24 protein-coding genes are annotated in these 24862 nt (G+C 67.5%); 4 read left to right on the forward strand and 20 right to left on the reverse strand.

The genetic code is table 11. The annotated features are described in order from the left end of the window. Positions 1-14 precede the first annotated feature (14 nt). From nuoK to JVH1_RS06810, 17 genes are all read right to left on the reverse strand, one after another. Positions 15-314, reverse strand: a complete 300-nt coding sequence (gene nuoK, locus JVH1_RS06730; protein WP_005239116.1) for an NADH-quinone oxidoreductase subunit NuoK — start codon at positions 312-314, stop codon at positions 15-17. Then, on the reverse strand, positions 311-1120 hold the full coding sequence (locus tag JVH1_RS06735) for an NADH-quinone oxidoreductase subunit J (RefSeq protein ID WP_085998420.1): 810 nt from the start codon (positions 1118-1120) through the stop codon (positions 311-313). Before JVH1_RS06735 ends, nuoK begins: the two co-directional genes overlap by 4 nt. Before the next feature lie 31 nt (positions 1121-1151). Further along, entirely contained in the window at positions 1152-1718 is a 567-nt protein-coding gene (nuoI, locus tag JVH1_RS06740; RefSeq protein WP_011598000.1) for an NADH-quinone oxidoreductase subunit NuoI, read from the reverse strand. After that, complete coding sequence (gene nuoH, locus JVH1_RS06745) at positions 1711-3063, reverse strand: NADH-quinone oxidoreductase subunit NuoH (protein ID WP_009479167.1); 1353 nt, start codon at positions 3061-3063, stop codon at positions 1711-1713. Before nuoH ends, nuoI begins: the two co-directional genes overlap by 8 nt. Beyond that, positions 3060-5537: an NADH-quinone oxidoreductase subunit G gene (locus tag JVH1_RS06750; RefSeq protein ID WP_371112950.1), complete on the reverse strand. Its 2478-nt coding sequence runs from the start codon at positions 5535-5537 to the stop codon at positions 3060-3062. The genes nuoH and JVH1_RS06750 overlap by 4 nt, the downstream gene beginning before the upstream one ends. A 76-nt stretch (positions 5538-5613) precedes the next feature. Next, on the reverse strand, positions 5614-6912 hold the full coding sequence (gene nuoF / locus JVH1_RS06755) for an NADH-quinone oxidoreductase subunit NuoF (protein WP_009479165.1): 1299 nt from the start codon (positions 6910-6912) through the stop codon (positions 5614-5616). A gap of 1 nt (position 6913) precedes the next feature. Next, on the reverse strand, positions 6914-7837 hold the full coding sequence (gene nuoE / locus JVH1_RS06760; protein WP_009479164.1) for an NADH-quinone oxidoreductase subunit NuoE: 924 nt from the start codon (positions 7835-7837) through the stop codon (positions 6914-6916). After that, positions 7834-9150, reverse strand: coding sequence for an NADH dehydrogenase (quinone) subunit D (gene nuoD, locus JVH1_RS06765; RefSeq protein ID WP_009479163.1), 1317 nt, complete (start codon positions 9148-9150; stop codon positions 7834-7836). The genes nuoE and nuoD overlap by 4 nt, the downstream gene beginning before the upstream one ends. Beyond that, a complete protein-coding gene (locus JVH1_RS06770) occupies positions 9150-9872 on the reverse strand; it encodes an NADH-quinone oxidoreductase subunit C (protein ID WP_011597996.1) in 723 nt (240 codons plus the stop codon). Before JVH1_RS06770 ends, nuoD begins: the two co-directional genes overlap by 1 nt. Before the next feature lie 20 nt (positions 9873-9892). Continuing rightward, positions 9893-10480, reverse strand: coding sequence for a hypothetical protein (locus tag JVH1_RS06775; protein ID WP_371112951.1), 588 nt, complete (start codon positions 10478-10480; stop codon positions 9893-9895). Positions 10481-10568: 88 nt separating this feature from the next. Further along, entirely contained in the window at positions 10569-11123 is a 555-nt protein-coding gene (locus JVH1_RS06780) for an NADH-quinone oxidoreductase subunit B family protein (RefSeq protein ID WP_005239105.1), read from the reverse strand. Positions 11124-11172: 49 nt separating this feature from the next. Further along, positions 11173-11532: an NADH-quinone oxidoreductase subunit A gene (locus JVH1_RS06785; RefSeq protein WP_005239104.1), complete on the reverse strand. Its 360-nt coding sequence runs from the start codon at positions 11530-11532 to the stop codon at positions 11173-11175. 218 nt (positions 11533-11750) lie between these two features. Next, entirely contained in the window at positions 11751-12173 is a 423-nt protein-coding gene (locus tag JVH1_RS06790) for a response regulator transcription factor (protein ID WP_009479161.1), read from the reverse strand. 105 nt (positions 12174-12278) lie between these two features. After that, positions 12279-13487 (reverse strand): serine hydrolase domain-containing protein, encoded by a 1209-nt coding sequence (locus JVH1_RS06795; RefSeq protein ID WP_009479160.1) that lies wholly within the window; start codon positions 13485-13487, stop codon positions 12279-12281. Between the two features lie 165 nt (positions 13488-13652). After that, positions 13653-14552, reverse strand: coding sequence for a restriction endonuclease (locus tag JVH1_RS06800; protein ID WP_005253670.1), 900 nt, complete (start codon positions 14550-14552; stop codon positions 13653-13655). A 42-nt stretch (positions 14553-14594) separates the two neighbouring features. Further along, entirely contained in the window at positions 14595-15998 is a 1404-nt protein-coding gene (locus JVH1_RS06805) for a chloride channel protein (protein WP_009479158.1), read from the reverse strand. Further along, complete coding sequence (locus JVH1_RS06810) at positions 15995-17626, reverse strand: amidohydrolase (protein WP_009479157.1); 1632 nt, start codon at positions 17624-17626, stop codon at positions 15995-15997. The genes JVH1_RS06805 and JVH1_RS06810 overlap by 4 nt, the downstream gene beginning before the upstream one ends. A gap of 138 nt (positions 17627-17764) precedes the next feature. On the opposite strand from JVH1_RS06810, the gene JVH1_RS06815 reads away from it, so the two are divergent. Next, the gene (locus tag JVH1_RS06815; protein WP_043781914.1) at positions 17765-18895 is read left to right on the forward strand and encodes an NADH:flavin oxidoreductase; all 1131 of its coding nucleotides are present in this window, start codon (positions 17765-17767) and stop codon (positions 18893-18895) included. A 9-nt stretch (positions 18896-18904) separates the two neighbouring features. On the opposite strand, the gene JVH1_RS06820 is transcribed toward JVH1_RS06815, so the two are convergent. Continuing rightward, the gene (locus tag JVH1_RS06820; protein WP_005253674.1) at positions 18905-19426 is read right to left on the reverse strand and encodes an OmpA family protein; all 522 of its coding nucleotides are present in this window, start codon (positions 19424-19426) and stop codon (positions 18905-18907) included. Between the two features lie 303 nt (positions 19427-19729). Between JVH1_RS06820 and JVH1_RS06825 the strand changes: the two genes are divergently transcribed. Further along, positions 19730-19867, forward strand: a complete 138-nt coding sequence (locus JVH1_RS06825; protein ID WP_009479155.1) for a hypothetical protein — start codon at positions 19730-19732, stop codon at positions 19865-19867. Between the two features lie 325 nt (positions 19868-20192). Then, the gene (locus tag JVH1_RS06830; RefSeq protein WP_009479154.1) at positions 20193-21437 is read left to right on the forward strand and encodes a triacylglycerol lipase; all 1245 of its coding nucleotides are present in this window, start codon (positions 20193-20195) and stop codon (positions 21435-21437) included. Between the two features lie 9 nt (positions 21438-21446). Here the strand turns inward: JVH1_RS06830 and JVH1_RS06835 are convergent, their stop codons facing one another. Beyond that, entirely contained in the window at positions 21447-22217 is a 771-nt protein-coding gene (locus tag JVH1_RS06835) for a CPBP family intramembrane glutamic endopeptidase (protein WP_009479153.1), read from the reverse strand. 177 nt (positions 22218-22394) lie between these two features. Here JVH1_RS06835 and JVH1_RS06840 point away from each other — a divergent pair, with 177 nt between their 5' ends. After that, positions 22395-24092: a fumarate hydratase gene (locus JVH1_RS06840; RefSeq protein WP_005239073.1), complete on the forward strand. Its 1698-nt coding sequence runs from the start codon at positions 22395-22397 to the stop codon at positions 24090-24092. Positions 24093-24152: 60 nt separating this feature from the next. On the opposite strand, the gene JVH1_RS06845 is transcribed toward JVH1_RS06840, so the two are convergent. Beyond that, a complete protein-coding gene (locus JVH1_RS06845; RefSeq protein WP_043781911.1) occupies positions 24153-24821 on the reverse strand; it encodes a L,D-transpeptidase in 669 nt (222 codons plus the stop codon). Positions 24822-24862 lie beyond the last annotated feature (41 nt).

The following is a 24862-nucleotide window of genomic DNA, read 5'->3' on the forward strand; positions in this document are numbered from 1 at the left end:
TCATCGGGGACCCGTCAGTTCTTGAGGAGGTTGGCGTCGTCGACGGAAGCCGAACGGCGGGAACGGAATATGGTCATGATGATCGCCAGACCGACGACGACCTCGGCGGCCGCGACGACCATCGTGAAGAACGCGAAGACCTGGCCGTCGAGGTTGCCGTGCATCCGGGCGAATGTCACGAACGCCAGGTTCGAGGCGTTGAGCATCAGTTCGATGCACATGAACACGATGATCGCGTTGCGCCGGATCAGCACCCCGGCCGCGCCGATCGTGAACAGCAGCGCCGACAGGTAGAGGTAGTTCTCGGGGTTCATCGCCGATCCCCCTCGTCGGTCGCACCGGGGTCGGGGGTCGCGACGTCCGCGGTGCCCAGCGCCCGAGCGGGCAGGCTCGGACGCCGTTCGAGCGACCGGCTGACGGACAGCTCGGAGAACGTGCCGTCGGGCAGCAACGCCGGTATGTCGACCGCGTTGTGCCGCGCGTACACACCCGGACTGGGCAGCGGCGTGACCCGGGCCCCCTCCCGGACGCGGTCCTGGGACAGCTCGCGCTGGTCCTTCCGCCGCTCGAAACGCTCCCGGTGGGCCAGCACCATCGCACCGATGGTCGCGGTGATCAGCAACGCACCGGTCAGTTCGAAAGCCCACACGTACCGGATGAACACGAGTTCGGCCAGCCCCTCGACGTTGCCCGCGGCGTTGGCCTGATCGAGACCGGTGAACGCGGAGACGGACGCGCTGCCGATGCCGCCGATCAGCAGGAGACCGAATCCCAGCCCGGCCGCGATCGCGGCTACCCGCTGACCGCGGAGGTTCTCGACGAGGGATTCGGAGGAATCGACACCGATGAGCATGAGCACGAACAGGAACAGCATCATGACCGCGCCGGTGTACACCACGATCTGTACGACGCCGAGGAAGAGTGCGCCCTGGGCGATGTAGAACACGGCCAGGATGATCATGGTCGTCGCTAGGAAGATCGCCGAGTAGACGGCCTTGGTTGCGCTGACCACCCCGAGCGCGCCGATCACCGCCACGGTTGCGAGGACCCAGAACTGCACACCCTCGCCCGTCGAGGTCTGGGTGAAGGGTTCCGCGACCAGTTGGACCGCGGACGGCATCGTGTTCACCACGTCGGCTCTCCTCCCTCGATCACGGCCTGTCCCCCGCCGTGTCGTCGACCTCGGACTCGTCCTGCGCCGCAGCCGCCGCTCCCCCGGTCACGGTGCCGCGGTAATAGTCCTCGGCGGTGGCGCCCGGGGCCATCGGGTGCGGCGACTCGACCATGCCGGGCTCGAGCGGGGCCAGCAGCCGGTCCTTCTCGTAGATCAGGCCGGCCCGGTTGTCGTCGGCCATCTCGTACTCGTTGGTCATGGTCAGCGCCCGCGTCGGGCACGCCTCGATGCACAGCCCGCACCCGATGCAGCGCAGGTAGTTGATCTGGTACACCTGGCCGTACCGCTCGCCGGGCGAGAAGCGTTCCTCGTCGGTGTTGTCGGCGCCCTCCACGTAGATGGCGTCGGCGGGGCACGCCCAGGCACACAGTTCGCACCCGATGCACTTCTCCAGTCCGTCCGCGTAACGGTTGAGCTGATGCCTGCCGTGGTAGCGGGGCGCCGTCGGCACCTTCTCCTCGGGGTAGAACTCCGTATTCGATTTCTTGAACATCGTCGAGAAGGTCACGCCGAAACCCGCTATGGGGCCGAGGAATTTAGTCATCGCTGTTCTCCTGGGTGGGACCGGTGGAGTGTGCGCCGGTGACGGAGACGGGGGTGCGCCGGAACGCAGGCAGCGTCTGACCCGGCATCGGCGGAACCGGGTATCCACCGGCCATGGGGTCGAACGGTTCGAGTGTCTCCGGGGACAGTTCGGCGCGTCCCCGCGGCTCGACCGGCTTCTCGGGCGCGGGGACGCGGCCCGGGCGCAGCCGCTTCCACAACAGCACCACCACGACGAGGGCCACGACGAGGCCCGCGACGACGAGCGCGATCGACCGGGCGTCGTATCCCTCGTTGCGGAAGGCCCGGACGGTGGCGACGATCATGACCCACACCAGCGAGATCGGGATCAGGATCTTCCAGCCGAGACCCATGAACTGGTCGTACCGCAGCCTGGGCAACGTGGCGCGCAGCCAGACGAACACGAACAGGAAGCCCCAGACCTTCAGCGTGAACCACAGCACCGGCCACCAGCCGGAATTCGCGCCGTCCCACAGGCTCAGCGGGAACGGGGCATGCCAGCCGCCGAGGAACAGCGTGGTGGCGAGCGCCGAGACCGTCACCATGTTCACGTACTCGGCGAGCATGAACATGGCGAAGCTCAGCGAGGAGTACTCGGTGTGGAACCCGCCGACCAGTTCGCCTTCCGCCTCGGGCAGATCGAACGGCGCCCGGTTGGTCTCGCCGACCATCGACGTGACGTAGATGAGGAACGACGGCAGCAGCAGGAAGACGTACCAGGTGTGTTCCTGGGCGGCGACGATGCCCGACGTGGACATCGTTCCGGCGTCCAGGAAGACTGCCGCGAACGACAACGCCATCGCGATCTCGTACGAGATCACCTGCGCCGTCGAGCGCAGCCCTCCCAGCAACGGGTACGTGGAACCGGACGCCCAGCCGGCGAGCACGATGCCGTAGACGCCGATCGACGTGGCCGCGAGGACGTAGAGGACGGCCACCGGGAGGTCCGTCAACTGCAATGGCGTGTAGTGCCCGAAGATCGACACCGCCGGCCCGAACGGGATCACGGCGAACGCCATGAACGCAGGTACCGCGGCGATGACCGGCGCCAGGATGTAGATCGGCTTGTCCACACCCTTCGGGACGATCCCCTCTTTCAGTGCGAGCTTGATGCCGTCGGCGAGGCTCTGCAGCATGCCCCGCGGGCCGACCCGGTTCGGGCCGACGCGCATCTGCATCCACGCCATGACCTTGCGTTCGGCCAGGATCGTCAGAAGCGGGGTGAGGACGAGGAACACGAAGATGGCCAGGGCCTTGCCGAGCACCAGCCACCACGGGTCGTGCCCGAACAGAGCCGGGTCGGGGTAGACGCCCTCGATCGTCACAGCGCACCTCCCGGGACGATCCCGTTGGTGCCGGCCGCGCGGCGGACGTTCACGACGCTCCCCGCCCGGGCAGCCAGTTGCGGGTAGACAGCGGATCCGGGCGAGTTGAGCGGCAGCCACACCACTCGATCCGGCATGTCGGTGATCATTAACGGCAGGGTGACGGCGCCCCGTTCCGTCGTCACGGTGACCGGATCTCCGTCACCGGCACCCGACTCGGCCGCCGAGGCCGCGGACATCCGCACCACCGGCGTCCGGGCAGTGCCCGCCAGGTGCGGTTCCCCGTCCTGCAGCCGTCCCGAGTCGAGCAGCATCCGCCAGGTGGCGAGCACCGCCTCCCCCGGCCCGGGTTCCCGCCGCGGCGGTTGCGGGTGGCCGGGCGGATCCGGGAAGTCTCCGTCCCAGGCGCCGAGCCTCTCCAGTTCGCGCCGTGCGGTCGCGGCGTCCGGAAGACCGAGCGAGACACCCATTTCGCCGGCGATCGCGTGCAGCACCCGCTGATCGGGCATCGACCCGGTGGCGCGGAGGGCGGCGTCGAAATCGCGTGCGCGCCCTTCCCAGTCGAGGAAGGTGCCCGGCTTCTCCATGACCGGTGCGATGGGGAACACCACGTCCGCGCGCTCGCTGATCGCACTGTGCCGCAGTTCCAGACTCACCACGAAACCTGCCGCCTCGACGGCGGCCAACGCGGCCTGCGGGTCGGGGAGATCGTCGGCCTCGACACCGCCGATCACGAGCGCCCCGAGCGTCTTCGCCTCGGCCGCGGCGAGGATGCCCGCGGTATCCCGGCCTGCCGTCTCCGGCAGATCCGCGATGTTCCACACGGACGCGACCTGCCGCCGCGCCTCCGGATCGGCCACCGGTCGGCCACCCGGGAGCAGTCCGGGCAGCGCGCCCGCCTCGAGTGCGCCGCGTTCGCCGGCCCGGCGCGGCACCCACGCCAGCCGGGCCCCGGTCTCGTCGGCCAGCCGCACCGCCGCGGACAGCGCCCCCGGCACCCCGGCGAGTCTCTCCCCGACCACGATGACCGCACCCGGCCTGCGCAGCAGCTCGGTGACACCGGGCTCCAGATCACCCGTGCGGAGACCGTCGAGCACTTCCGCCTCCGCATTCGGGGCGGACCGCAGCAGCCGGCCGGACATCTTCTCCAGGCCACGGGACGTGTACGGCGCGATCGAGTAGACCGGAACGGCCTTCGCCCGCACGGCCTTGCGCAGCCGCAGAAAGACGATCGGTGATTCCTCCTCCGGCTCGAACGCCGCGAGAAGGACGACCGGCGCGGCGTCGAGATCCTCGTACGTGACCGCGAATCGCTGCCCCGCCACCCGGGCCGCCAGGAATTCGGACTCCTCGCCGGAGTGCGCGCGACTGCGGAAGTCGATGTCGTTGGTGCCGAGCGCTGTTCGCGCGAACTTCGCGTAGGCGTAGGCGTCCTCCCACGTGGACCGCCCCCCGACGAGAACACCGGCGTTGCCCCGCGCGGCGGCCAATCCCCGCGCCGCGACGGCCAGGGCCTCGGACCAGGAGGCGGGTGCCAGCGTGCCGTCGTCGCCGCGGACCAGCGGGGCGGTGATCCGGTCCCGCTCGGTGGCGTAGGCGAACGCCCACCTCCCCTTGTCGCAATTCCACTCCTCGTTGACCTCGGGATCGTCGCCCGCCAGCCGGCGCAGCACCTTCCCCCGCCGGTGGTCGGTGCGCTGGGCGCACCCGCTCGCACAGTGCTCGCAGACGCTGGGGCTGGAGACCAGGTCGAACGGGCGGGCCCGGAACCGGTACGCCGAACCGGTCAGCGCACCCACCGGGCAGATCTGGACGGTGTTGCCGGAGAAGTACGACTCGAACGGTTCCTTCGCGTAGATCCCGACCTGCTGCAGCGCGCCCCGTTCCATGAGTTCGATGAACGGGTCGCCGGCGACCTGCTGGGAGAACCGGGTACACCGCGCGCACAACACACACCGCTCGCGGTCCAGCAGGACCTCCGTGGACAGCGGAATCGGTTTGGGGAACGTGCGTTTGACCTCCCCGAAGCGCGACTCCGCGCGCCCGTTGGACATCGCCTGATTCTGCAGCGGGCACTCGCCGCCCTTGTCGCACACCGGGCAGTCCAGGGGATGGTTGATCAGCAGCAACTCCATCACACCCTTCTGCGCCTTGTCGGCGACGGGCGACGTGAGCTGGGTGTGGACGACCATGCCGTCGGTGACCGTCGTGGTGCAGGAAGCGAGCGGCTTGCGCTGCCCCTCCACGTCGACGAGGCACTGACGGCAGGCGCCGACCGGATCGAGCAACGGGTGGTCGCAGAACCGCGGGATCTGAATACCGATCATCTCCGCGGCACGAATCACCAACGTGCCCTTAAGAACACTGACCTCGACACCGTCGATGACAACGCTCACTGCGTCAGGGCTCGTATCATGGCTCGCTATGCTCGCTGGCGCGGAGCCCTTCACGCGCGCCCTTCCCTCATCGCTCACTCGCTGCGCTCCCTCGTTCCTCGGTCCAGAACGCGCGGCCTCCGCGCCGAAACATCGCTCGCTACGCTCGCTGGCTTCATGCATGCACTCCCGCCATGAGCGTGGACTGATGCGGGTCGAACGGGCAGCCGCCCTGCTCGAAGTGTGCGAGGTACTCGTCGCGGAAGTACTTGATGGAAGACATGATCGGGCTGGCCGCACCGTCACCGAGAGCGCAGAACGACTTGCCGAGGATGTTGTCGGCAATGTCGAGCAGTTTCTCCAGATCGGCGTCGGTCCCCTCCCCCCTTTCGAGGCGCTCCAGGATCTGCACCAGCCAATAGGTGCCTTCCCGGCAGGGCGTGCACTTGCCGCACGACTCGTGCGCATAGAACTCGGTCCAGCGCAGCACGGCACGCACCACGCACGTGGTCTCGTCGAAGATCTGCAGGGCCTTGGTGCCCAGCATCGACCCGGCGGCCCCCACACCCTCGTAGTCGAGGGCGACGTCGAGATGCTCGTCGGTGAAGATCGGTGTCGAGGAACCGCCCGGAGTCCAGAACTTCAACCGGTGCCCGGCGCGGACTCCGCCCGCGTACTCGAGCAACTCCCGCAGGGTGATTCCGAGCGGGGCCTCGTACTGTCCGGGCTTCGTCACGTGCCCGGACAGGGAGTACAGGGTGAAGCCGGGCGACTTCTCGCTGCCCATCGACCGGAACCACTCGATGCCGTTCACGATGATCGGCGGGACGCTCGCAATCGACTCCACGTTGTTGACGACGGTCGGTGACGCGTAGAGACCGGCCACCGCGGGGAACGGCGGACGCAACCGAGGCTGACCGCGGCGACCCTCCAGCGAATCGAGCAGCGCCGTCTCCTCCCCGCAGATGTACGCCCCCGCACCCGCGTGCACGACCAGTTCGAGGTCGAAACCGCTGTCCAGGATGTTCGTGCCGAGGTAGCCAGCCGCATACGCCTCCGCGACCGCGGCCTGCAGTCGGCGCAGCACCGGCACCACCTCACCGCGCACATAGATGAAGGCGTGCCCGGCGCGGATCGCGTACGCCGCGATGATGACGCCCTCGACGAGCGCGTGGGGCGTCGCCAGCATGAGCGGCATGTCCTTGCAGGTGCCCGGTTCCGACTCGTCGGCGTTGACCACGAGGTAGTGCGGCTTGGCGTCGCCCTGCGGGATGAACGACCACTTCATCCCGGTCGGGAACCCGGCCCCACCACGACCCCGCAGTCCGGCCTCCTTGACGGTCGAGATGACCTCGTCGGGGTCCATGCGCAGCGCCTTCTGCAGGCCCTCGTACCCGTCGTGGCGACGGTACGTGTCGAGGGTCCACGACTCGGGCTCGTCCCAGTAGCGGCTCAGTACAGGGGTCAGCGGCATGTCAGTCTCCCTTTCGACCCGGGTCGGTGGCCGCCGGATCCGTCTCCGAGGTGGACCGATCCGGGGGCACCGTCGCGGACGGGGCAGGCGCCGGCTGGTCCTTCGCCGATTCCGCCGCCACCGGCTCGGTGTTCCGCGACGACGGCTCCGGGATCAGCGACGTCTCCGCCGGATCCGGCGCCGTCATGCCCCGTTCGTGCGCCACACGCAGTCCGGCGAGTGTGGCGTCGCCCGCGGTGCCGCCCTCCGCCGGCGCACCGGGACGCTCGTCGGGGAACCCGGCGAGAATACGGGCCGTCTCCCGGAAAGTGCACAGCGCCGCACCGCGGCTCGGCGACACCCGCTCCCCCGAACGCAGGGAATCGACGAGTGAGCGAGCCGACTCCGGGGTCTGATTGTCGAAGAACTCCCAGTTGACCATCACCACCGGGGCGTAATCGCACGCCGCATTGCACTCGATGTGCTCCAGCGTGACCTTGCCGTCCGCGGACGTGCCACCGTGCGGCAGGTCGAGATGCTCCTCCAGCGCGGCGAGGATCGCGTCGCCGCCCATGATCGCGCACAACGTGTTGGTGCACACTCCGACGTAGTAGTCGCCCGTCGGGTCGCGCCGGTACATCGAATAGAAGGTCGCCACCGCAGCCACCTCGGCGCCGGTCAACCCGAGCCGGCCGGCACAGAACTCGATCCCCGCCGGCGTGATGCACCCGTCCTCCGCCTGCACCAGATGCAGCAGCGGCAACAGCGCGGACCGCGAATTCGGGTAACGCCCGATGACGACGTCGGCATCGGCGTCCAGCCGCGCACCGACCTCCGGCGGATACTCCTCACGCGCACCCGACCGCACCAACAGCCCGTTCTCCTCCGGCCGGGGGCCGAACTCGATGAAGATGGGGGTTTGCTTCGGTGCTGCTTGCTCGGTCATCGGTCCACGCCCCCCATCACCGGATCGATACTCGCAACCGCCGCAATGACATCCGCAACCATGCCGCCCTCACACGTGGCCGCAACCGACTGCAGGTTCGTGAACGACGGATCCCGGAAATGCACCCGAAACGGGCGGGTGCCGCCATCGCTCACCATGTGCACACCGAGCTCACCCCGCGGCGACTCCACTGCCACATACACCTGACCCGGCGGCACCCGGAAACCCTCCGTCACCAACTTGAAGTGATGGATCAGCGACTCCATCGAAGAATCCATGATCTCGCGGACGTGCCCGGGCGAATTACCCAGACCGTCGGGACCCAACGTCAGATCCGCCGGCCACGCGATCTTCTTGTCCTCCGCCATGATCGGGCCCGGCCGCAACTTGTCGAGGCACTGCTCGACGATCTTCAGCGACTCCTTCATCTCGTCGACCCGGATCAAATAGCGGCCGTACGCGTCACACCCCGTATCGGTACTGACATCGAACTCGTAATTCTCGTAACCGCAATACGGCTGCGACTTCCGCAGATCGTGCGGCAGACTCGTCGCCCGCAGCATCGGACCCGTGATACCGAGCGCCATGCACCCCGTGAGGTCCAGATACCCGATGCCCTGCGTACGCCCCTTCCAGATGCGGTTGTCGTTGAGCAGATTCTCCATGTCCCGCAGCCGTTCCGGCATCAACGCGAGCAACTCGCGCACCTTCTCCACCGCACCCTCCGGCAGATCCTGCGACAAACCACCCGGCCGGATATACGCATGATTCATGCGGAGACCCGTGATCATCTCGAACACGTCCAGAACCAGCTCACGCTCCCGGAAACCGAACAGCATCGCCGTGACCGCCCCCAACTCCATACCACCCGTGGCCAACGCCACCAGATGCGAAGAGATGCGGTTGAGCTCCATCAACATCACCCGGATGACACTCGCCCGCTCCGGCACCTCATCCGTGATGTCCAGCAACTTCTCCACACCGAGGCAATACGCCGTCTCATTGAAGAACGGCGACAGGTAATCCATCCGCGTCACAAACGTCACGCCCTGCGTCCACGTCCGATACTCGAGGTTCTTCTCGATACCCGTATGCAGATAACCGATACCGCACCGGGCCTCCGTGACCGTCTCACCCTCGATTTCCAAGATGAGCCGCAACACCCCATGCGTCGACGGATGCTGCGGACCCATATTGACGACGATCCGCTCCTCGCCGCCCTCCGAACCCCCACCACCCGACGACGCCTTCACCGCATCGACAACGTCGTCCCAGTCCTGACCCGCGACAGTGAAAACCGTGTCCTCGCTCATCAGTTGTACCCCCGCCGCTCGTCCGGCGGCGCGATCTCCGCGCCCTTGTACTCGACCGGAATACCGCCGAGCGGATAATCCTTCCGCTGCGGATGACCCGGCCAGTCATCCGGCATCTCGATCCGCGTCAACGACGGATGACCATCGAACACGATCCCGAAAAAGTCGTACGTCTCCCGCTCGTGCCAATCATTCGTCGGATACACCTCATACAACGACGGGATGTGCGGATCCGCATCCGGTGCCGCCACCTCCAAACGAATCCGCCGATTGTGCGTAATCGACAACAACGGATACACCGCATGCAACTCCCGGCCCGCATCCTGCGGGAAATGCACACCATTCACACCCAGACACATCTCGAACCGCAAATCCGGCTCATCACGCAACACACGCGCCACCAACGGCAAGAACTCGCGCCGCACCCCGAACGTCACCTCACCCCGAAACACCACAACCGACTCGATCGCCACCTCGAAACCCACACCCGACTCCGCCAACGCCGCCCCCAACCCATCCGCGACATCATCGAAATACCCCCCGAACGGCCGCGGCGTACTCCCCGGCAACAACACCGGACGCACCAACCGCCCATACCCCGACGTATCCCCACTACCCCGCACCCCGAACAAACCCTTACGCACACCGATCTGTTCTGTAACTCGGCTCGCTTTGCTCGCTTGTGCCGGAGCTTGGTCGTGCGGTCTTCCCTCGTCACTCACTCGCTACGCTCCCTCGCTCCTCAGTCCAGACCGCACGGCCCCGGCACCTTCTGCTCGGCTCGCTTCGCTCCCTCGACACCACCACACGGCCCCGGCACCTTCTGCTCGGCTCGCTTGGCTCCCTCGACACCACCACACGGCCCCGGCACCTTCTGCTCGGCTCGCTTGGCTCCCTCGACACCACCACACGGCCCCGGCACCTTCTGCTCGGCTCGCTTGGCTCCCTCGACACCACCACACGGCCCCGGCACCTTCTGCTCGGCTCGCTTCGCTCCCTCGACACCACCACACGGCCCCGGCACCTTCTGCTCGGCTCGCTTGGCTCCCTCGACACCACCACACGGCCCCGGCACCTTCTGCTCGGCTCGCTTGGCTCCCTCGACACCACCACACGGCCCCGGCACCTTCTGCTCGGCTCGCTTCGCTCCCTCGACACCACCACACGGCCCCGGCACCTTCTGCTCGGCTCGCTTCGCTCCCTCGACACCACCACACGGCCCCGGCACCTTCTGCTCGGCTCGCTTGGCTCCCTCGACACCACCACACGGCCCCGGCACCTTCTGCTCGGCTCGCTTGGCTCCCTCGACACCACCACACGGCCCCGGCACCTTCTGCTCGGCTCGCTTCGCTCCCTCGACACCACCGCACGGCCCCGTCGCTGAATCTCGGTCCGCTTCACTCCCTCGCCCGCGCCGGTCATCTCAGAAGGCCCTTCATCTGGATGGTGGGGGTGGCGGCCAGCGCCGCCTGCTCCGCCGCACGCGCCACCTCCTCGCGGTGAACACCGAGCGGCATCTGCTGGATCTTCTCGTGCAAGGTGAGGATCGCGTTCAGCAGCATCTCCGGCCGCGGCGGGCACCCGGGCAGATAGATGTCCACCGGCACGATGTGGTCGACGCCCTGCACGATCGCGTAGTTGTTGAACATGCCGCCCGACGACGCGCAGACACCCATCGCCAGCACCCACTTCGGCTCCACCATCTGGTCGTAGATCTGCCGCAGCACCGGGGCCATCTTCTGACTCACCCGGCCCGCCACGATCATCAGGTCCGCCTGCCGCGGCGACGCCCGGAACGCCTCCATGCCGAAACGGGCGATGTCGAAGCGTCCGCCGGCGGTGGCCATCATCTCGATCGCACAGCAGGCGAGCCCGAAACTCGCCGGCCACAGCGAGCCCTTGCGGACATAACCCGCGAGCCCCTCGACCGTGGTCAGCAGGAAGCCGCTCGGCAGCTTCTCCTCGATGCCCATATCCGACTCTTCTCTTCCGACTTAGCTTTTGGATCGCTGACGGGACCGATCAGTCCCAACTGAGACCGCCACGCCGCCACTCGTACGCGTAGGCGACGGAGACGTTGAAGATGAACAGGGCCATGGCCCCGAGACCGAAGAAACCGAGAGCATCGAAGTGAACTGCCCACGGATAGAGGAACACGATCTCGATGTCGAAAATGATGAAGAGCATGGCCGTCAGGTAATACTTCACCGGGATGCGGCCGGCACCCAGAGGCGAGAGTGTCGGCTCGATGCCGCACTCGTAGGCGTCGAGCTTGGCACGGTTGTAGCGCCTCGGACCGACGATCCTCGCCACGATCACGGAGAAGACCGCGAACGCGACCGCAATCGCCCCGAGCACGAGGATCGGCACATAGACATTCATGCCGTCTCAGCTCCCCTCTTCCCGAGCCTGTCCGCCCGATTCCCGGACGGTCGTTTCCGAAGCTACGCTCTTGTGAGTTATGCCACAGCGTACAAGGGAAGTCGTCGGGCCCGGTCGATTTGACCGTGCGAGTTCCAGGCGATCTCGAAGCACGGAAAACCCCTGCGGCACAGGCGCTCGATGCACCTTCACGCGGCGGGAAACGGAGTCAGGCGAGCCTAAGCTGAGAGGCGGGTGCGCAGCAGCGCTATGACCGCTTCGGACAACCGGATTGGGTCGAGCGGGTGAGGCACCGCGGCCTCGGCCCGCGACCAGCTGGCCAGCCAGGCGTCGTCTGGGCGGCCGGTCAGCACCAGGATCGGGGGGCAGTCGTCGATCTCGTCCTTCAACTGCTTCGCGATCCCCATCCCGCCCGCGGGCACCGCCTCCCCGTCCAGGACGGCCAGGTCGATACCGCCGGCATCCATCTGCCGGATCACCACGGGCGCGGTCGCCACCTCGACGTACTCCAACTGCGGAAGGTCGGGGTGCGGACGCGTCCCCAGCGCCAGAACGACCTTCTGGCGGGTGTTCGCATCGTCGCTGTAGACGAGGACACGCAACCGATCAGGACGGCTGGTGTTGGCGGTCGCGTCGGTCACGGACCCGATGCTACCGGTACCCCGCCCTCCAGACCGGAGGCTCGCGTCGATCGAAAAACGGCGCGTCGACATCGAATTGGTCCACCAGCGGCGCGAGCCGCCCGGCTACAGCTTCTCGGCGACGGCGAGCGCCGTCGAGCCGAGCTTCGGCAGGCGGAGATCGGCGATCGGGGTCAGCATGTTGCCGAGCCGGTTGGTGACGAAGGCGATCGACAGCCCGGTGTCGGCGTCGGCGAACGCACCCGACCCGCCCAACCCGTAGTGCCCGAAAGTATTCGACGGCTGCCTGCGACGTGCCACCATCCCCGCGTGGTAGCCGAGCCGCCAGTTCATCGGAATGCCCAGGACGTAGTCGCGGGCCGTCGTCTGCACCTGACTCAGCTGCGCCACGACGTCCGGTGGGAGGAACTCCACACCGCCGACCGTTCCGCCGTTCGCCAGCGCCCCGTACATCCGCGCCAGCGCGCGGGCGCTGAACACGCCGTTCCACCCGGGCATCACGCTGTCGTGGATCGCGGGGTTGCGGACGAGGGCATCGAAACCGGCGGGCATGCCGGCGTCGGCCACGTTGCGCAGACCGGGCAGCCGCGACATCGCGAACGACGTGGCACCCCACGGAACGCCGAACGGGTTGATGTGCGGGAAGGTCCTCGCGATCCGGGCACGCTCGGCCGGCGGCACCTCGTACCAGAACTCCTTCACCCCGAGCGGTTCGGCGACCTCGGTGCGCACCAGTTCCGTGAAGGGTTTCCCAGCCGCGCGGGACGTCAGTTCGGCAACGAGGGAGCCGAACGTCACTGCGTGATAGCCGGGGACCTTCAGCCGCCGCTGATCCGGGGTCGCCGCGGCCAATGCGGCGCTGACCAGGGAATGGTCCATCAGACTCAGTGGTCCGGGCACGAGCCCGCGTACCCGGTGCAGTCCGGCGCGGTGCGACAGCAGTTCGCGCACCGTGATCTCGTCCTTGCCCTCGGCGGCGAACTCGGGCCAGTACTGCGCCACCGGCGTGTCGTAGTCGACGATCCCGCGTCCCGCGAGACGGTGCAGCACGGTGGACGCGACGCCCTTGCCGGTGGAGAACGTGAGGGTGACCGTGTCGTCCTGCCAGAACGTGTCGCGGCTGGCCCATCCCGCCCACACGTCGACGACCGGTTCACCGTGGAGATAGACGGCCAGCGCGCCGCCGCCCTGGCTGCTGTCGTGGAAGAGTCGGAAGAACTGGTCGACGAGCATCCCGAAGCGACGGTCCGCGAGCATCCCGGCGGGCGGCCGTGCCCTGTGGCCCTTCAACTGCCACGGCGCCGTGGTCGTCATTTCGACTTCCCTCGATCGTCTTCACGTCAGCGACATGTGTATTTAACTTCCTCTTTACACACGAGAGGACGCTGTCGGCACCGCTTCAGGGCCTGCGTGATCGCTTCGTGGCCATACCGCAACGGGAAAGAGTGTCCGGGCGCCGGGTAGGTGACCCAGCGCTCATCATTTCGGCTCCAGCGAGTGGAAGTAATCGGACCTGACCTCGACGTCCTCGACGAGGCGCGTGGTGGTCTGGACACCCAGTGAATGCTCCTTCAACAGGTCGCACAGCCGGTCGCCGTCGATGAGGTCGATCGGCGGCGCCCCGTCCCTCTTGGACTCCGTGCGGGCGTCACCGGTGAAGGTTCCGGTGGTGATGAGCAGGCCCTTCTCGCCGCGGCCCGCCATCGCGCCGCGGAAATCGCGCACCGCCCCCGCACCGACGCTGCCGCTGTAACGCTTGCACTGGAAGAACACGGGGAAACTGAGCAGCGACAACTGGTACACGCCGAGTCCCTCGATGTCCCCGTCGCCGCCGCGACCGGTGACGGACGCGCTCGAGAACCCGGCCTCCCGCAGTAACCGCTGGGTCAGCCGCTCGAACGCGGGCGGCGACATCTTCAGGACCGTGTCGAGGAGGAGGTCCTTCCAGTCCGCGTCGTTCTCGGCCTCGGCGATGTTGGCATCCGGTTCGTCGTTGCGGCGGGACGCCGCCTTCGCCGATTTGCGGGCGGCGTTCTTCTTGCGGTTCTCGGCGGAGAACTCGGCGTGCAGGGGGCGGATCTCGCTCTCGGCGACCTCGCGGCCCTTCTCCGTCACGCTCCACACCCCGCGCCGGCTGTTCGTGAGCAGACCCATCCCCTTGAGGTAGGTGCGGGCCCACGCCAAGCGGTACTCGATCTCGGTGCTCGGACCGTCACCGTGCAGCACCCCCTGCACGTCGGACGAAAGTCCTTCTCGCTCAACGACGGCGCTGTCGAGTTCCTCGTTGGACGCCGAACCACCGAGAGCAATGGCAGCCTGAAGCGCTGGCCAGAGGAGGTCGACGTACTGAGGAACGTGAACAGTCATGGCCACAAGCATGCCGGAATCCACCCGGCCCTCCACACACGGACCCCGATCCGATCATCCCGGGGCGAGCCGAGCCTCCGCGCGGTTCTCGCGCTGCGCCCGGTAGATCGTCTTCCCCGATCGGCGCACGATGAGATAGGCGAGGCCGACGGCGATCATCCCCGGCACCAGCACACCGACGCTTCCCGTCATCTCCGCGACCATCAGCATCACCGCGAGAGGCGCGCGGGCGATGCTCCCGAAGCAGGCCATCATGCCGACGATGACGAAGGGCGCCGGATTGTCGGGGACGCCCGGGGCGATCGGTTCCAGCAGTCGCCACACCGCGGCGCCGGTGAACGCCCCGATCACCATTCCCGGGCCGAAGATGCCGCCTGATCCCCCCGAGCCGATGGACAGCGACGTCGCGAGGATCTTCGCGAACGGCAGGAGCAACACCACCCACAGCGGGATGGCCGTGAGGTCGCCGCGGGCCATCGACTGCTGGATCCAGCCGTAACCGCTGCCCAGCACCTCCGGCAACACGAGCGCCATCAGCCCGACGAGCAGTCCGCCGACCGCCGGTTTGACGATCCGGCTGCCGGGCAGCCGGTGGGTGAGATCGACGGCCGTGTAGAACGTCCCGCTGTACAACAATCCGATCAGGCCGCCGAGCACACCGATGAGCGCGAACCACACCAGCTGGACCGGGGTGTCGAAGACGTAATCCTGAGCGGCATACCCGAACAGTGGCCCGAAACCGAGGAAGCTGCCGAACACGGTGTAGCTGACGATCGACGTGACCAGCGCCGGCACGAGCACCTCGAAATCGAAGTCTTCCTTGTAGGGAATCGTGCAGCACAACACCGCGCCGCCGAGCGGGGCGCCGAAGATCGCGCCGATGCCGGAGCCGATCCCGATCGCCACGGCGATTCGACCGTCCCGTGGGGACAGGTCCAGCCTGCGGGCGAGAAGCGATCCGAAACCCGCCGAGATCTGCGCGGTGGGTCCCTCGCGACCGCCCGACCCGCCGGACCCGATCGTGATCGCGGACGCGACCAGCTTCACGAGGACGACGCGGACGCGGATCATCCGGGGGTCCCGGTGAACGGCGTCGATCGCCGCGTCGGTGCCGTGTCCCTCGGCCTCCGGTGCCAGCGTGAACACGATGATGCCCGACACCAGACCACCCAGGCACACCACGAGCGGGATCGCCCACGGTCTCGTGAACTCCCGGCTGCCGACCGCCCCACCATCGCCCGCCGCGGTGGGCGGGGTGTAGCCGCCGATGCCGACGATCAGCAGTTGCGTCGCCTCCCTCAGCGCAACGTAGAACACGACCGCTCCGAGCCCGGCGACGATCCCGATCACGACGCCGAGAACCAGCCATTTGCGGGTGTAACCCGAAGTCCGGATCCACTTTCCGGCTGACGTCCCGATCGACCGCAGAGCCCTCGACCCGGGCGCCACCCGGATCACTCCAGCTTTCCGAAGACCGTTCGACCCTCCAGGATCGTGGCGAGCACCTCGAGGTCCGCGATGTCGTCGGGATCCACCAGCAGCGGATTGGCCGACAACACGACGAGATCGGCGTGCATACCGGGGACGATCGCCCCGATGGCGTCCTCACTCCGGAGGTGCCACGCCGAGTTGATCGTCTCCGCCCGCAGGGCGTCCGGGACGGAGATCCGTTCCTCGGGAGCGAGCACACGTCCCGACCGGGTGCGGCGGGTGACGGCGTCGGCGATGTTGCGCAGCGGGTTGGTCGGGGTGACCGGGCCGTCGTTGTGGAACGAGATCCGCTGTCCTGCCTTGATCGCGGAACCTGCAGCCGCCCAACGTGCTCCGCGCTCGGGACCGAAGAGGTCGTCGACGAGCACGTCGCCCCAGTAGTAGAGGTGGTCGACGAAAATGCTGCACGTGACGCCGAGTTCGGTCGCTCGGCGGAACTGGTCCGGGGTCATCGCACCGACGTGCTCGAGCCGGAGCCGGTGATCTTCGCGTGGGGAGTCGGCCAGCATCCGCTCCCATGCGTCGAGCACCAGCGTGACCGCGGCGTCGCCGTTGGCGTGACAGGAGATCTGCCAGCCGTTCTCGAAGTACGGCTTGCTGATCTCGAGAATCTCGTCCGTCGTGTAATTGGCCTCCCCACGCGTTCCGGCGAGGCCGAGCGCCCGGGTGACGTCCGTGTCGAGGTACGGAAAGCTGGTGGCCGCGTTGCCCACCCACGGCGAGCCGTCCGACCAGATCTTGATGCCCACCTGGCGCAGCAGGTCGTTGCCGACTCCGGGTGAGACGTCCGTGGCGCGCTCCGGGTTCGACATCTCGTACAGCCGCAGCCGGGTGGTGAGCGCGCCGGACCGGGCGAACGCGGTCAGGGCGCTCCGGAAGCGTGGGTCGAACGCCATTTCACTGGCGGTGGTGATCCCTGCCGCGTTCATCCGCGCGCATTCCGCGGCGAGGAGCTCCGGGAGCCGGGTGCTGGCTCCGGCGAGGATCGTGGCGGCCACCGCCATCACCGCGGGCGCCTCGAACGCCGAACCGTCAAGTTCACCCGACTCGTCGCGGCCGAAACTACCGCCCTCGGGGTCCGGTGTGTCTTTGGTCAATCCGGAATCCCGCGCGGCGACGTCGTTGAAATAGGCCACGTGGCCGGTGTTGTGCAGGATCACCAGGGACGTGTCGGGAGCGATCGAATTGAGCCATTCCCGGGTCGGTTCGGGCAGTCCCTTCTGGAGCAGGGGGTCCCAGCCGTTGAGCACGGCGCCGTCGGGGTGTTCGTCGACGGCGCGGCGTACGGCGTCGACCACCTCCCCCGCATCGGCGATGGTCACCGGCCTGACGTCCACCACCGGTTCGCCGAGCAACACCGCGGAATTCAGTGGGTGGCCGTGCGCCTCGATGAAGCCGGGGAGTATGCACGCGCGGTGCAGGTCGACCGTGATCGTTGCCGGTCCGATCAGCGGAAACACCGCAGAATCGTTGCCGACGGCGGCGATCCGACCGTCACGCACCGCGACCGCCCGAGCGCGTGGAGCGGCGTCGTTCATGGTGACCACGTCACCGAACAGCACCAGATCGGCAGGTTTTCCGTCGTTCGTGCCCATCAGTGCACCCTCCCGTCAGACCGGGCGTGGACGAGAGCCCACGCACCGGCAGCGAGTGTCGACTGTGACTTCAGATTACAACTACACAGCAGGCCGTATGCAGGAATAGTGCGTAACCAAGATCAGTTGCAGACAGGCATGACCGACACACCGCTACCCGTGGACGGGCTCTTCGAGCCGTTCGCCGTCAAATCCCTCCGGCTACGGAACCGCTTCGCGATGGCACCCATGACCAGGGCTTTCTCCCCAGGCGGCGTTCCCGGGGACGATGTGGCGGCGTACTATCGCCGACGCGCGGCAGGCGGGGTCGGACTCGTCATCACCGAGGGGACGTACATTCCCGACCCGGCCGCCGGATCGCACACCCGGGTGCCGGTCCTCTACGGCCAGGACAGCCTCGCGGGCTGGAAATCGGTGGTGGACGCGGTCCACGACGAGGGCGGGCAGATCATCCCGCAGCTGTGGCATCTGGGCGTCGAACGCGGCCCGCAGCCCCGCACGAATCCGGACGTGACCACCGCCAGCCCGTCCGGAATCGCCCTGGACGGAACCCGCCTGGGACGCGAATTCACCGCGTTCGATCTCGACGCGCTGCGCGAGGCCTGGGTGGCGGCCGCCGTCAACGCGCGCGACGTGGGCTTCGACGGCATCGAACTGCACGGGGCGCACGGCTACCTTCTCGACCAGTTCCTGTGGGACCGGACCAACGTCCGGGCCGACGGCTACGGCGGATCCCTCGAGGCCCGCACCCGATTCCCCGTCGAGGTGGTCGCAGCGATCCGCGAGGCCGTCGGCGAGGACTTCGCGATCGTCTACCGCTTCAGCCAGTGGAAGTCGAACCATTACGACTCGCGGATCGCGCAGTCCCCCGACGAACTCGCGGCCGTGCTCGCGCCCCTCGTCGACGCCGGTGTCGACGTGCTGCACCCGTCCACCCGCAGGCACTGGGATCCGGCGTTCCCCGAGCTGGCCGGTGACGACGGGGAACTCGGCCTGGCGGGTTGGACCAAACGGCTGACCGGACTACCCACCATCACGGTCGGTTCGGTGGGCCTCGACGACGTGTTCACGACGGCCTTCACCTCGGACGGCGCGTCGAACACCGCCGGTATCGACCGCTTGCTCGCGCAGTACGAGAACGGCGAGTTCGATCTCGTGGCCATCGGCCGCGCACTGCTGTCCGATCCCGAGTGGGTCCTCAAACTTCGCGAAGGCAGAACCGCCGAGCATATCCCGTACAGCAACGAGCACCGGGCGGTCCTGCACTGACCGGGCCGGTCAGCTGTCCTCGACGGTGATCTCCGCCTGATCGACGTTGACACCTTCGGGCGGGTTGGCCGTTCCGTCGACCGAGATGCGGCCCTTGTCGACGCCCTGCGCTTCGAGCGCGTTGGCGACGGCCTGGGCGCGCTGATCGGCGAGTAGTTCGGCGGCCGCCTCGTCCGAGTTGGTGGCGTACGCTTCGATCTCGATCTTGCTGTCGCCGGCCTTCATCGCGGCGGCCACCGCCTTGATCGTCACGTCCGAGACGGCGTTGAGCTCGGCGGTTCCCGACTCGAATCCGATCGGGACCGCCGCGATGGCCGAGTTGATCGCGTTCTGGGTGGCCTCGCGCGCGGTGTTGACGGCGGACGACGCCGTGGCTTGCACGCTGCTGATCGCGCCCTCCACCCGCTCGGACGCCGACGAGGTCGTCGTGGTCGCGATCGGGGCCTCGTTCGAGCTGTCGTCGGAACAGCCGGCCGCACCGAGCAGCGCGATGGCCGCGACCGCGATACCGGTGACGATGGTCTTGCGCATGATGGATTCCCCTATACGTCGGTATGTCCGGAAGGCGCTACACGTCGTGGGACGAGGATAGCCCCGCCGACGCCCGCCGACGGCGTATTCGAGCACGGCCACGGCTCCCACATCGTGGGATCCCGAGCGTCGGATGTGAATCCGGACACGGGCTTCTCACCTGGTCGGAACCCGGTAATTCGCCCCGCGTTTCATTTCGGTTAAACCTTCGGATTGCGATCTCATTTCAATAACGGTAGGAATGAATCCGGCGCCCGCTCAGCGCCGACATAAATGCCCACAACCGAGCAAGGAGTTAAAAGCATGGATCTCGCCTTCCTGTCCGAATTCTTCTCCGCCTTCTCCGACCTCGCCGGTGCCCTGGACTTCTTCTCGGGTTCCGCCGACGCATTGGGCGGTGGCGCAGACGCCGCAACCGCGGCCGCGGCCACGATTGGCTAGCATTTTCGCTGGCACAAGACTTGAACACCCGTGACGGGGTTCGCACGCTTCAGGCGCGCGGACCCCGTCACGGCGTTGTCGGCGACCTTCGATCGACTCAATCACGTATCTATCACGACGGCCAATTCCCTACGTGAACATGTTCATTATCCGCGTCACCAGCATTTTTCCCGGAATTGGTCGGGCGACCAATTGAGTCGACCATCGAAGATCAACTTTCCCGCTTCACGGTTGATTTATTCTCGAAATAATCGGCCGCACCGCCTATTCTCGGCCCTTCCGTAACACGCGCACATCTCAGTGCACGTGCGTACACTCAAATTTCGTGACCGACGCGCAGATCAGACGCCGCTCCGAGGTGCGGGCCCTCGCCCGGCTGGCCCTCGAGGAAATCGGGGGCGCCGCCACCGGCATCGGCAGCATCCACCGCGCCATCGCGGATCGCGTCTTCGCCGGCATCCGGCTCGGCGTCGGCTCCCACGCCCTTCCTGCAAAGCTGCTCCACGACGAGATCTCGGGCGCCGTGTACACACTCGTCGCCGACACCGCGCGTCTCGGCGGCTCCCTCGCAGGACGGTTCCTGGATCTCCCGTCGTCGGAGAATCTCGCCCCGTCCCAGACACGCCGCGGAGCCCAGGCCATCGCCGCGATCCAGGGGCTGATCGGTGACGTACTGGAATCCGAGGGATCGCCGCTCGCCGAACCCCTGGCGATACGGGTGAACGGTGTCGCGCTCGCGCCGGACGCATCCACGCTCGCCGACGCCTTCCCGCACGCCGGCGGCCGCATCGTCGTCTTCCTGCACGGACTCGTCGAAACCGAAGACGCGTGGGCGCTGGGCCGCCGTCCCACCTACGGTGAACGGCTCGGGACGGACCTGGGGCATACGGCGCTGCAGATCCGGTACAACTCCGGCAGGCACATCTCGGACAACGGCAGGAGCCTGTCCGAACTTCTGGACGCGGTCACCGAGAACTGGCCGGTCGAGGTCGAGTCGATCGCACTCGTCGGGCATTCCATGGGAGGCCTCGTGGCCCGCAGCGCCTGCCGGATCGCCTTCCTCGACGACCGGCCGTGGGTGAGACGGGTTCGGCAGGTCGTGAGTCTCGGCTCGCCCCACCTCGGCGCCCCGCTGGAGCAGGCCGTCCACTATGCGAGTGCCGGCCTGGCCGCACTGCCGGAGACGCGCGCGATCTCCGGGCTCCTGCGCAGAAGGAGCGCCGGCATCCGGGATCTGAACCAGGGTTCACTCGTCGACGAGGACTGGCGCGATCGCGATCCGGACGCACTCCGCGCCGCGGCGTGCAACGAGGTCCCACTCCTCGACGGCGTGACGTACTACTTCGTCTCCGCGACCATCACGCGCAGCCCGCGGCATCCGCTGGGTCGCCTGCTCGGCGACGGCATGGTGCTCGTGCCGAGCGCGTCCGGCCGGAACAGGACGCGGATGATCGGCTTCCGCGGCGAGCACGGCATGCACCTCGCGTCCGCGAACCATTTCACGATGCTCAACCACGAGTCGGTGTACGAAAAGCTGCTCGAATGGCTGGGCACGCCGGAAACCGGCTGACTCCCGGACTCAGGCCATGGTCGTGTGCCACACGATGGCGGCTGCGAGCGCGCCCGCGCCGTTCAGCGACCAGTGCAGCGCGATGGGCGCGATCAGGCTGCCGCTGCGGCGACGGAGCCAGGTGAACACGACGCCCGCGGCGGCGGTGGCGACGACTGCCCCCAGGATGCCCAGCACCTGACCGACAACCCCGCCTCCGAGGAAACCGGACAGCCCCTTGTTACCCGACGTCAGTCCCAGCGACGACGCGATGTGCCAGAGACCGAACATCAGCGATCCGGCCGCGAACACGCCGCGTGCGCCGTAGACCCGGCCGAGGGTGCCCTGCAGCACGCCGCGGAACGCGAGCTCCTCGGGGATGACGGTCTGCAACGGGATGACGATCATCGACGCGACCAGCGCACCGGACAGGGTGGCGTACCGGTCGGCCATGAAGAAGGGGCGGGTGATCGGCAGGGCCGCGCCGATCGCCACGACGCCGATCACGAGTCCCATCGCCGCCAGCGCGTACAGCGAGCCCTTTCGCCAGTGCCGGGGCGAGAGCCCCAGCTCGGCCCAGCCGAGTCCGCGACGGCGGGTGAGCACGAGCAGCACGACAGCGGCGATGGGAACGGTGGCGATGCTCGCCCACGCGGTGGTGAAGTGTGCGATCAGATTCGTGGCCACGAGGACGACCACCACGATCGCGATGTCGAGGTAGGCGTGCAGCACGGGCCGCTTCGCGCGTGCACCGGACGTCTCGCTGTCGACAGCTCCGGCGTACTGGACTTCAAGGGTCATTCGGCCGGCCGATCTGGTTCGTGAACACGCATCAAGTCAAGTGTACGGATTTGTCTGTGAAACCTCTGTGAGCCACGCCACTGCGCAGGTCGAAGCATGCCCCCGCGTCACAGGGCCGCCGGAGCCCGCGTCTAGCCTGGATACGAACTTCACACAACCCGCTGTCCAGGAGATAAAATGGCCGACTTCCTCTACGAGGACTTGCTGCCCATCGGTGAGGACCCCACCGAGTATCGGCTGCTGACCACCGAGGGGGTGTCGACCGTCGAAGGACCCGACGGCCGCACCTTCCTGTCCGTCGAGCCCGAGGCGCTGCGCCTGCTCACCGAGACCGCGCTCCACGACATCTCTCACTACCTGCGCAGCGACCATCTGACGCAGCTCGCGAGCATCCTCGACGACCCCGAGGCTTCGGGCAACGACAAGTTCGTGGCACTGGATCTGCTCAAGAACGCCAACATCTCCGCGGCCGGCGTGCTGCCGATGTGCCAGGACACCGGCACCGCGATCGTCATGGGCAAGCGCGGCCAGCACGTCCTCACCCCCGGCGACGACGAGAAGGCCATCGCCCGGGGCGTCTACGACGCCTACACCCGGCTCAACCTGCGGTACTCGCAGAACGCGCCGATCACGATGTGGGACGAGAAGAACACCGGGAGCAACCTCCCCGCCCAGATCGAGCTCTACGCCGACACGGCGACCGGCCACGAGAACGCCTACAAGTTCCTGTACATGGCCAAGGGCGGCGGCAGCGCCAACAAGTCCTACCTTTTCCAGGAGACCAAGGCGATCCTGAACCCGGACGGCATGATGCGGTTCCTCGAAGAGAAGATCCGCGCCCTCGGCACCGCGGCCTGCCCGCCGTACCACCTCGCGATCGTCGTCGGCGGCACGTCCGCGGAGTTCGCGCTCAAGACGGCCAAGTACGCGTCCGCGCACTACCTCGACGAACTCCCCAACGAGGGAGCGATCACGGGCCGCGGCTTCCGCGACCTGGAACTCGAGGAGAAGGTGCTCGAGCTGACCCGTCAGATCGGAATCGGCGCACAGTTCGGCGGCAAGTACTTCTGCCACGACGTCCGCGTCATCCGCCTCCCCCGCCACGGCGCCTCACTGCCCGTCGCTCTCGCCGTGTCCTGCTCGGCGGACCGCCAGGCCAAGGCGAAGATCACCCCCGAGGGCGTCTTCCTCGAGCAGCTCGAATTCAACCCCGGCCGGTTCCTCCCCGAGGTCACCGACGCCCAACTCGACGCCGAGACCGACGGCGTCTCCGGCACCGGCAAGGGCGCCGCTGTGAAGATCGACCTCACCAAGCCGATGCCCGAGATCCTCGCCGAGCTGTCCAAGCACCCGGTGAAGACACGGCTGTCGCTGACCGGCCCGCTCGTCGTCGCACGCGACATCGCCCACGCCAAGATCAAGGAACGGCTCGACGCCGGCGAGGACATGCCGCAGTACCTCAAGGACCACCCGGTGTACTACGCCGGTCCGGCCAAGACCCCCGACGGCATGGCGTCCGGCTCCTTCGGACCCACCACCGCCGGTCGCATGGACTCCTACGTGGAGCAGTTCCAGGCCGCGGGCGGCTCGATGGTGATGCTCGCGAAGGGCAACCGCTCCAAGCAGGTCACCGACGCGTGCAAGTCGTACGGCGGCTTCTACCTCGGGTCCATCGGCGGTCCCGCGGCGCGTCTCGCCCTCGACTGCATCAAGAAGGTCGAGATCGTCGAGTACGAAGAACTCGGCATGGAAGCGGTCTGGAAGATCGAGGTCGAGGACTTCCCCGCGTTCATCGTGGTCGACGACAAGGGCGAGGACTTCTTCGCCGGCGTCTCCACCCCCACCCTCACCATCGGCAAGCGTCCCGGCCTGTAGGCGGCTCCGCCGCCCGTGAGTGGTTGACGAGTCCCTGGACTCGTCAACCACTCACGGGTGCTACGCGCCTACGGCGATCTCGATGACCGGGTTCTTCGCCGGGTCGAGCCGGCCGAGGACTGAGGTCAGCGTGTCGCGGTCGATGGCGACGCACCCTTCGGTGGTGGTGCCGTCCGTGACGTGCAGGAACATCGCCGAACCGAGGCCGGGCATGCGGGCGGCGTTGTAGCCGATCGCGACCGCGTAGTCGTACAGCGGTCCAGCCGCGTAGAGATTCTCGCTGTTCCCACCGGGGCTCGCGTCCTGCCGGACGTGCGTGTTGTAGGTCGGCGAGAGTGGATTCGCATCCCACCAGTCACGTCGATCGGACTGGAAGTACGGCATCGCCGTCTCCGGTGCGGGCTGCCGGCCGAACGCCTGCGACAGCGGAAAGACACCGGCCGGCGTGCGGGTGGAGAATTCGTTCGCCGCGCCGATTCCCTCCGCGCCGACGTCGGCGGGGACGGGGCCCGCGAACACCTGCCACGTGCCGTCCGCATTCCGTTCCCAGGCGGTCAGTTCGGCGACCACTGCCCCCGCGGACGGGGCGTAGACGGTGATCACCTGGTCCGATGCGCCGGAGAAGACTGCTCGGTTCGGGGTCGCGGAGGCGCCGGGAACGAGCACCAGCCCGATCAGAGCCACCATCAGTCCCGCCAACCACAGTCGACCCACCCGTAACGTCGTCATGGGGCGAGTGTTCCATCCTCGGGCACTCGTCGCGAGATTTT

Source organism: Rhodococcus sp. JVH1, assembly GCF_000280725.2.
Taxonomy (GTDB): Bacteria; Actinomycetota; Actinomycetes; order Mycobacteriales; family Mycobacteriaceae; genus Rhodococcus_F; species Rhodococcus_F jostii_A.

What these genes read in the sequence shown, in the direction of transcription:
- JVH1_RS06835 (WP_009479153.1), bottom strand. Translation starts at nt 22,217, where the DNA reads ATGACCCTTGAAGTCCAGTACGCCGGAGCTGTCGACAGCGAGACGTCC.
- JVH1_RS06840 (WP_005239073.1), top strand. Translation starts at nt 22,395, where the DNA reads ATGGCCGACTTCCTCTACGAGGACTTGCTGCCCATCGGTGAGGACCCC.
- JVH1_RS06795 (WP_009479160.1), bottom strand. Translation starts at nt 13,487, where the DNA reads ATGACGACCACGGCGCCGTGGCAGTTGAAGGGCCACAGGGCACGGCCG.
- JVH1_RS06800 (WP_005253670.1), bottom strand. Translation starts at nt 14,552, where the DNA reads ATGCTTGTGGCCATGACTGTTCACGTTCCTCAGTACGTCGACCTCCTC.
- nuoD (WP_009479163.1), bottom strand. Translation starts at nt 9,150, where the DNA reads ATGAGCGAGGACACGGTTTTCACTGTCGCGGGTCAGGACTGGGACGAC.
- JVH1_RS06845 (WP_043781911.1), bottom strand. Translation starts at nt 24,821, where the DNA reads ATGACGACGTTACGGGTGGGTCGACTGTGGTTGGCGGGACTGATGGTG.
- JVH1_RS06815 (WP_043781914.1), top strand. Translation starts at nt 17,765, where the DNA reads ATGACCGACACACCGCTACCCGTGGACGGGCTCTTCGAGCCGTTCGCC.
- nuoF (WP_009479165.1), bottom strand. Translation starts at nt 6,912, where the DNA reads ATGCCGCTGACCCCTGTACTGAGCCGCTACTGGGACGAGCCCGAGTCG.
- JVH1_RS06785 (WP_005239104.1), bottom strand. Translation starts at nt 11,532, where the DNA reads ATGAATGTCTATGTGCCGATCCTCGTGCTCGGGGCGATTGCGGTCGCG.
- nuoK (WP_005239116.1), bottom strand. Translation starts at nt 314, where the DNA reads ATGAACCCCGAGAACTACCTCTACCTGTCGGCGCTGCTGTTCACGATC.
- JVH1_RS06810 (WP_009479157.1), bottom strand. Translation starts at nt 17,626, where the DNA reads ATGGGCACGAACGACGGAAAACCTGCCGATCTGGTGCTGTTCGGTGAC.
- JVH1_RS06825 (WP_009479155.1), top strand. Translation starts at nt 19,730, where the DNA reads ATGGATCTCGCCTTCCTGTCCGAATTCTTCTCCGCCTTCTCCGACCTC.
- JVH1_RS06780 (WP_005239105.1), bottom strand. Translation starts at nt 11,123, where the DNA reads ATGGGCATCGAGGAGAAGCTGCCGAGCGGCTTCCTGCTGACCACGGTC.
- JVH1_RS06735 (WP_085998420.1), bottom strand. Translation starts at nt 1,120, where the DNA reads ATGCCGTCCGCGGTCCAACTGGTCGCGGAACCCTTCACCCAGACCTCG.
- JVH1_RS06820 (WP_005253674.1), bottom strand. Translation starts at nt 19,426, where the DNA reads ATGCGCAAGACCATCGTCACCGGTATCGCGGTCGCGGCCATCGCGCTG.
- nuoI (WP_011598000.1), bottom strand. Translation starts at nt 1,718, where the DNA reads ATGACTAAATTCCTCGGCCCCATAGCGGGTTTCGGCGTGACCTTCTCG.
- nuoE (WP_009479164.1), bottom strand. Translation starts at nt 7,837, where the DNA reads ATGACCGAGCAAGCAGCACCGAAGCAAACCCCCATCTTCATCGAGTTC.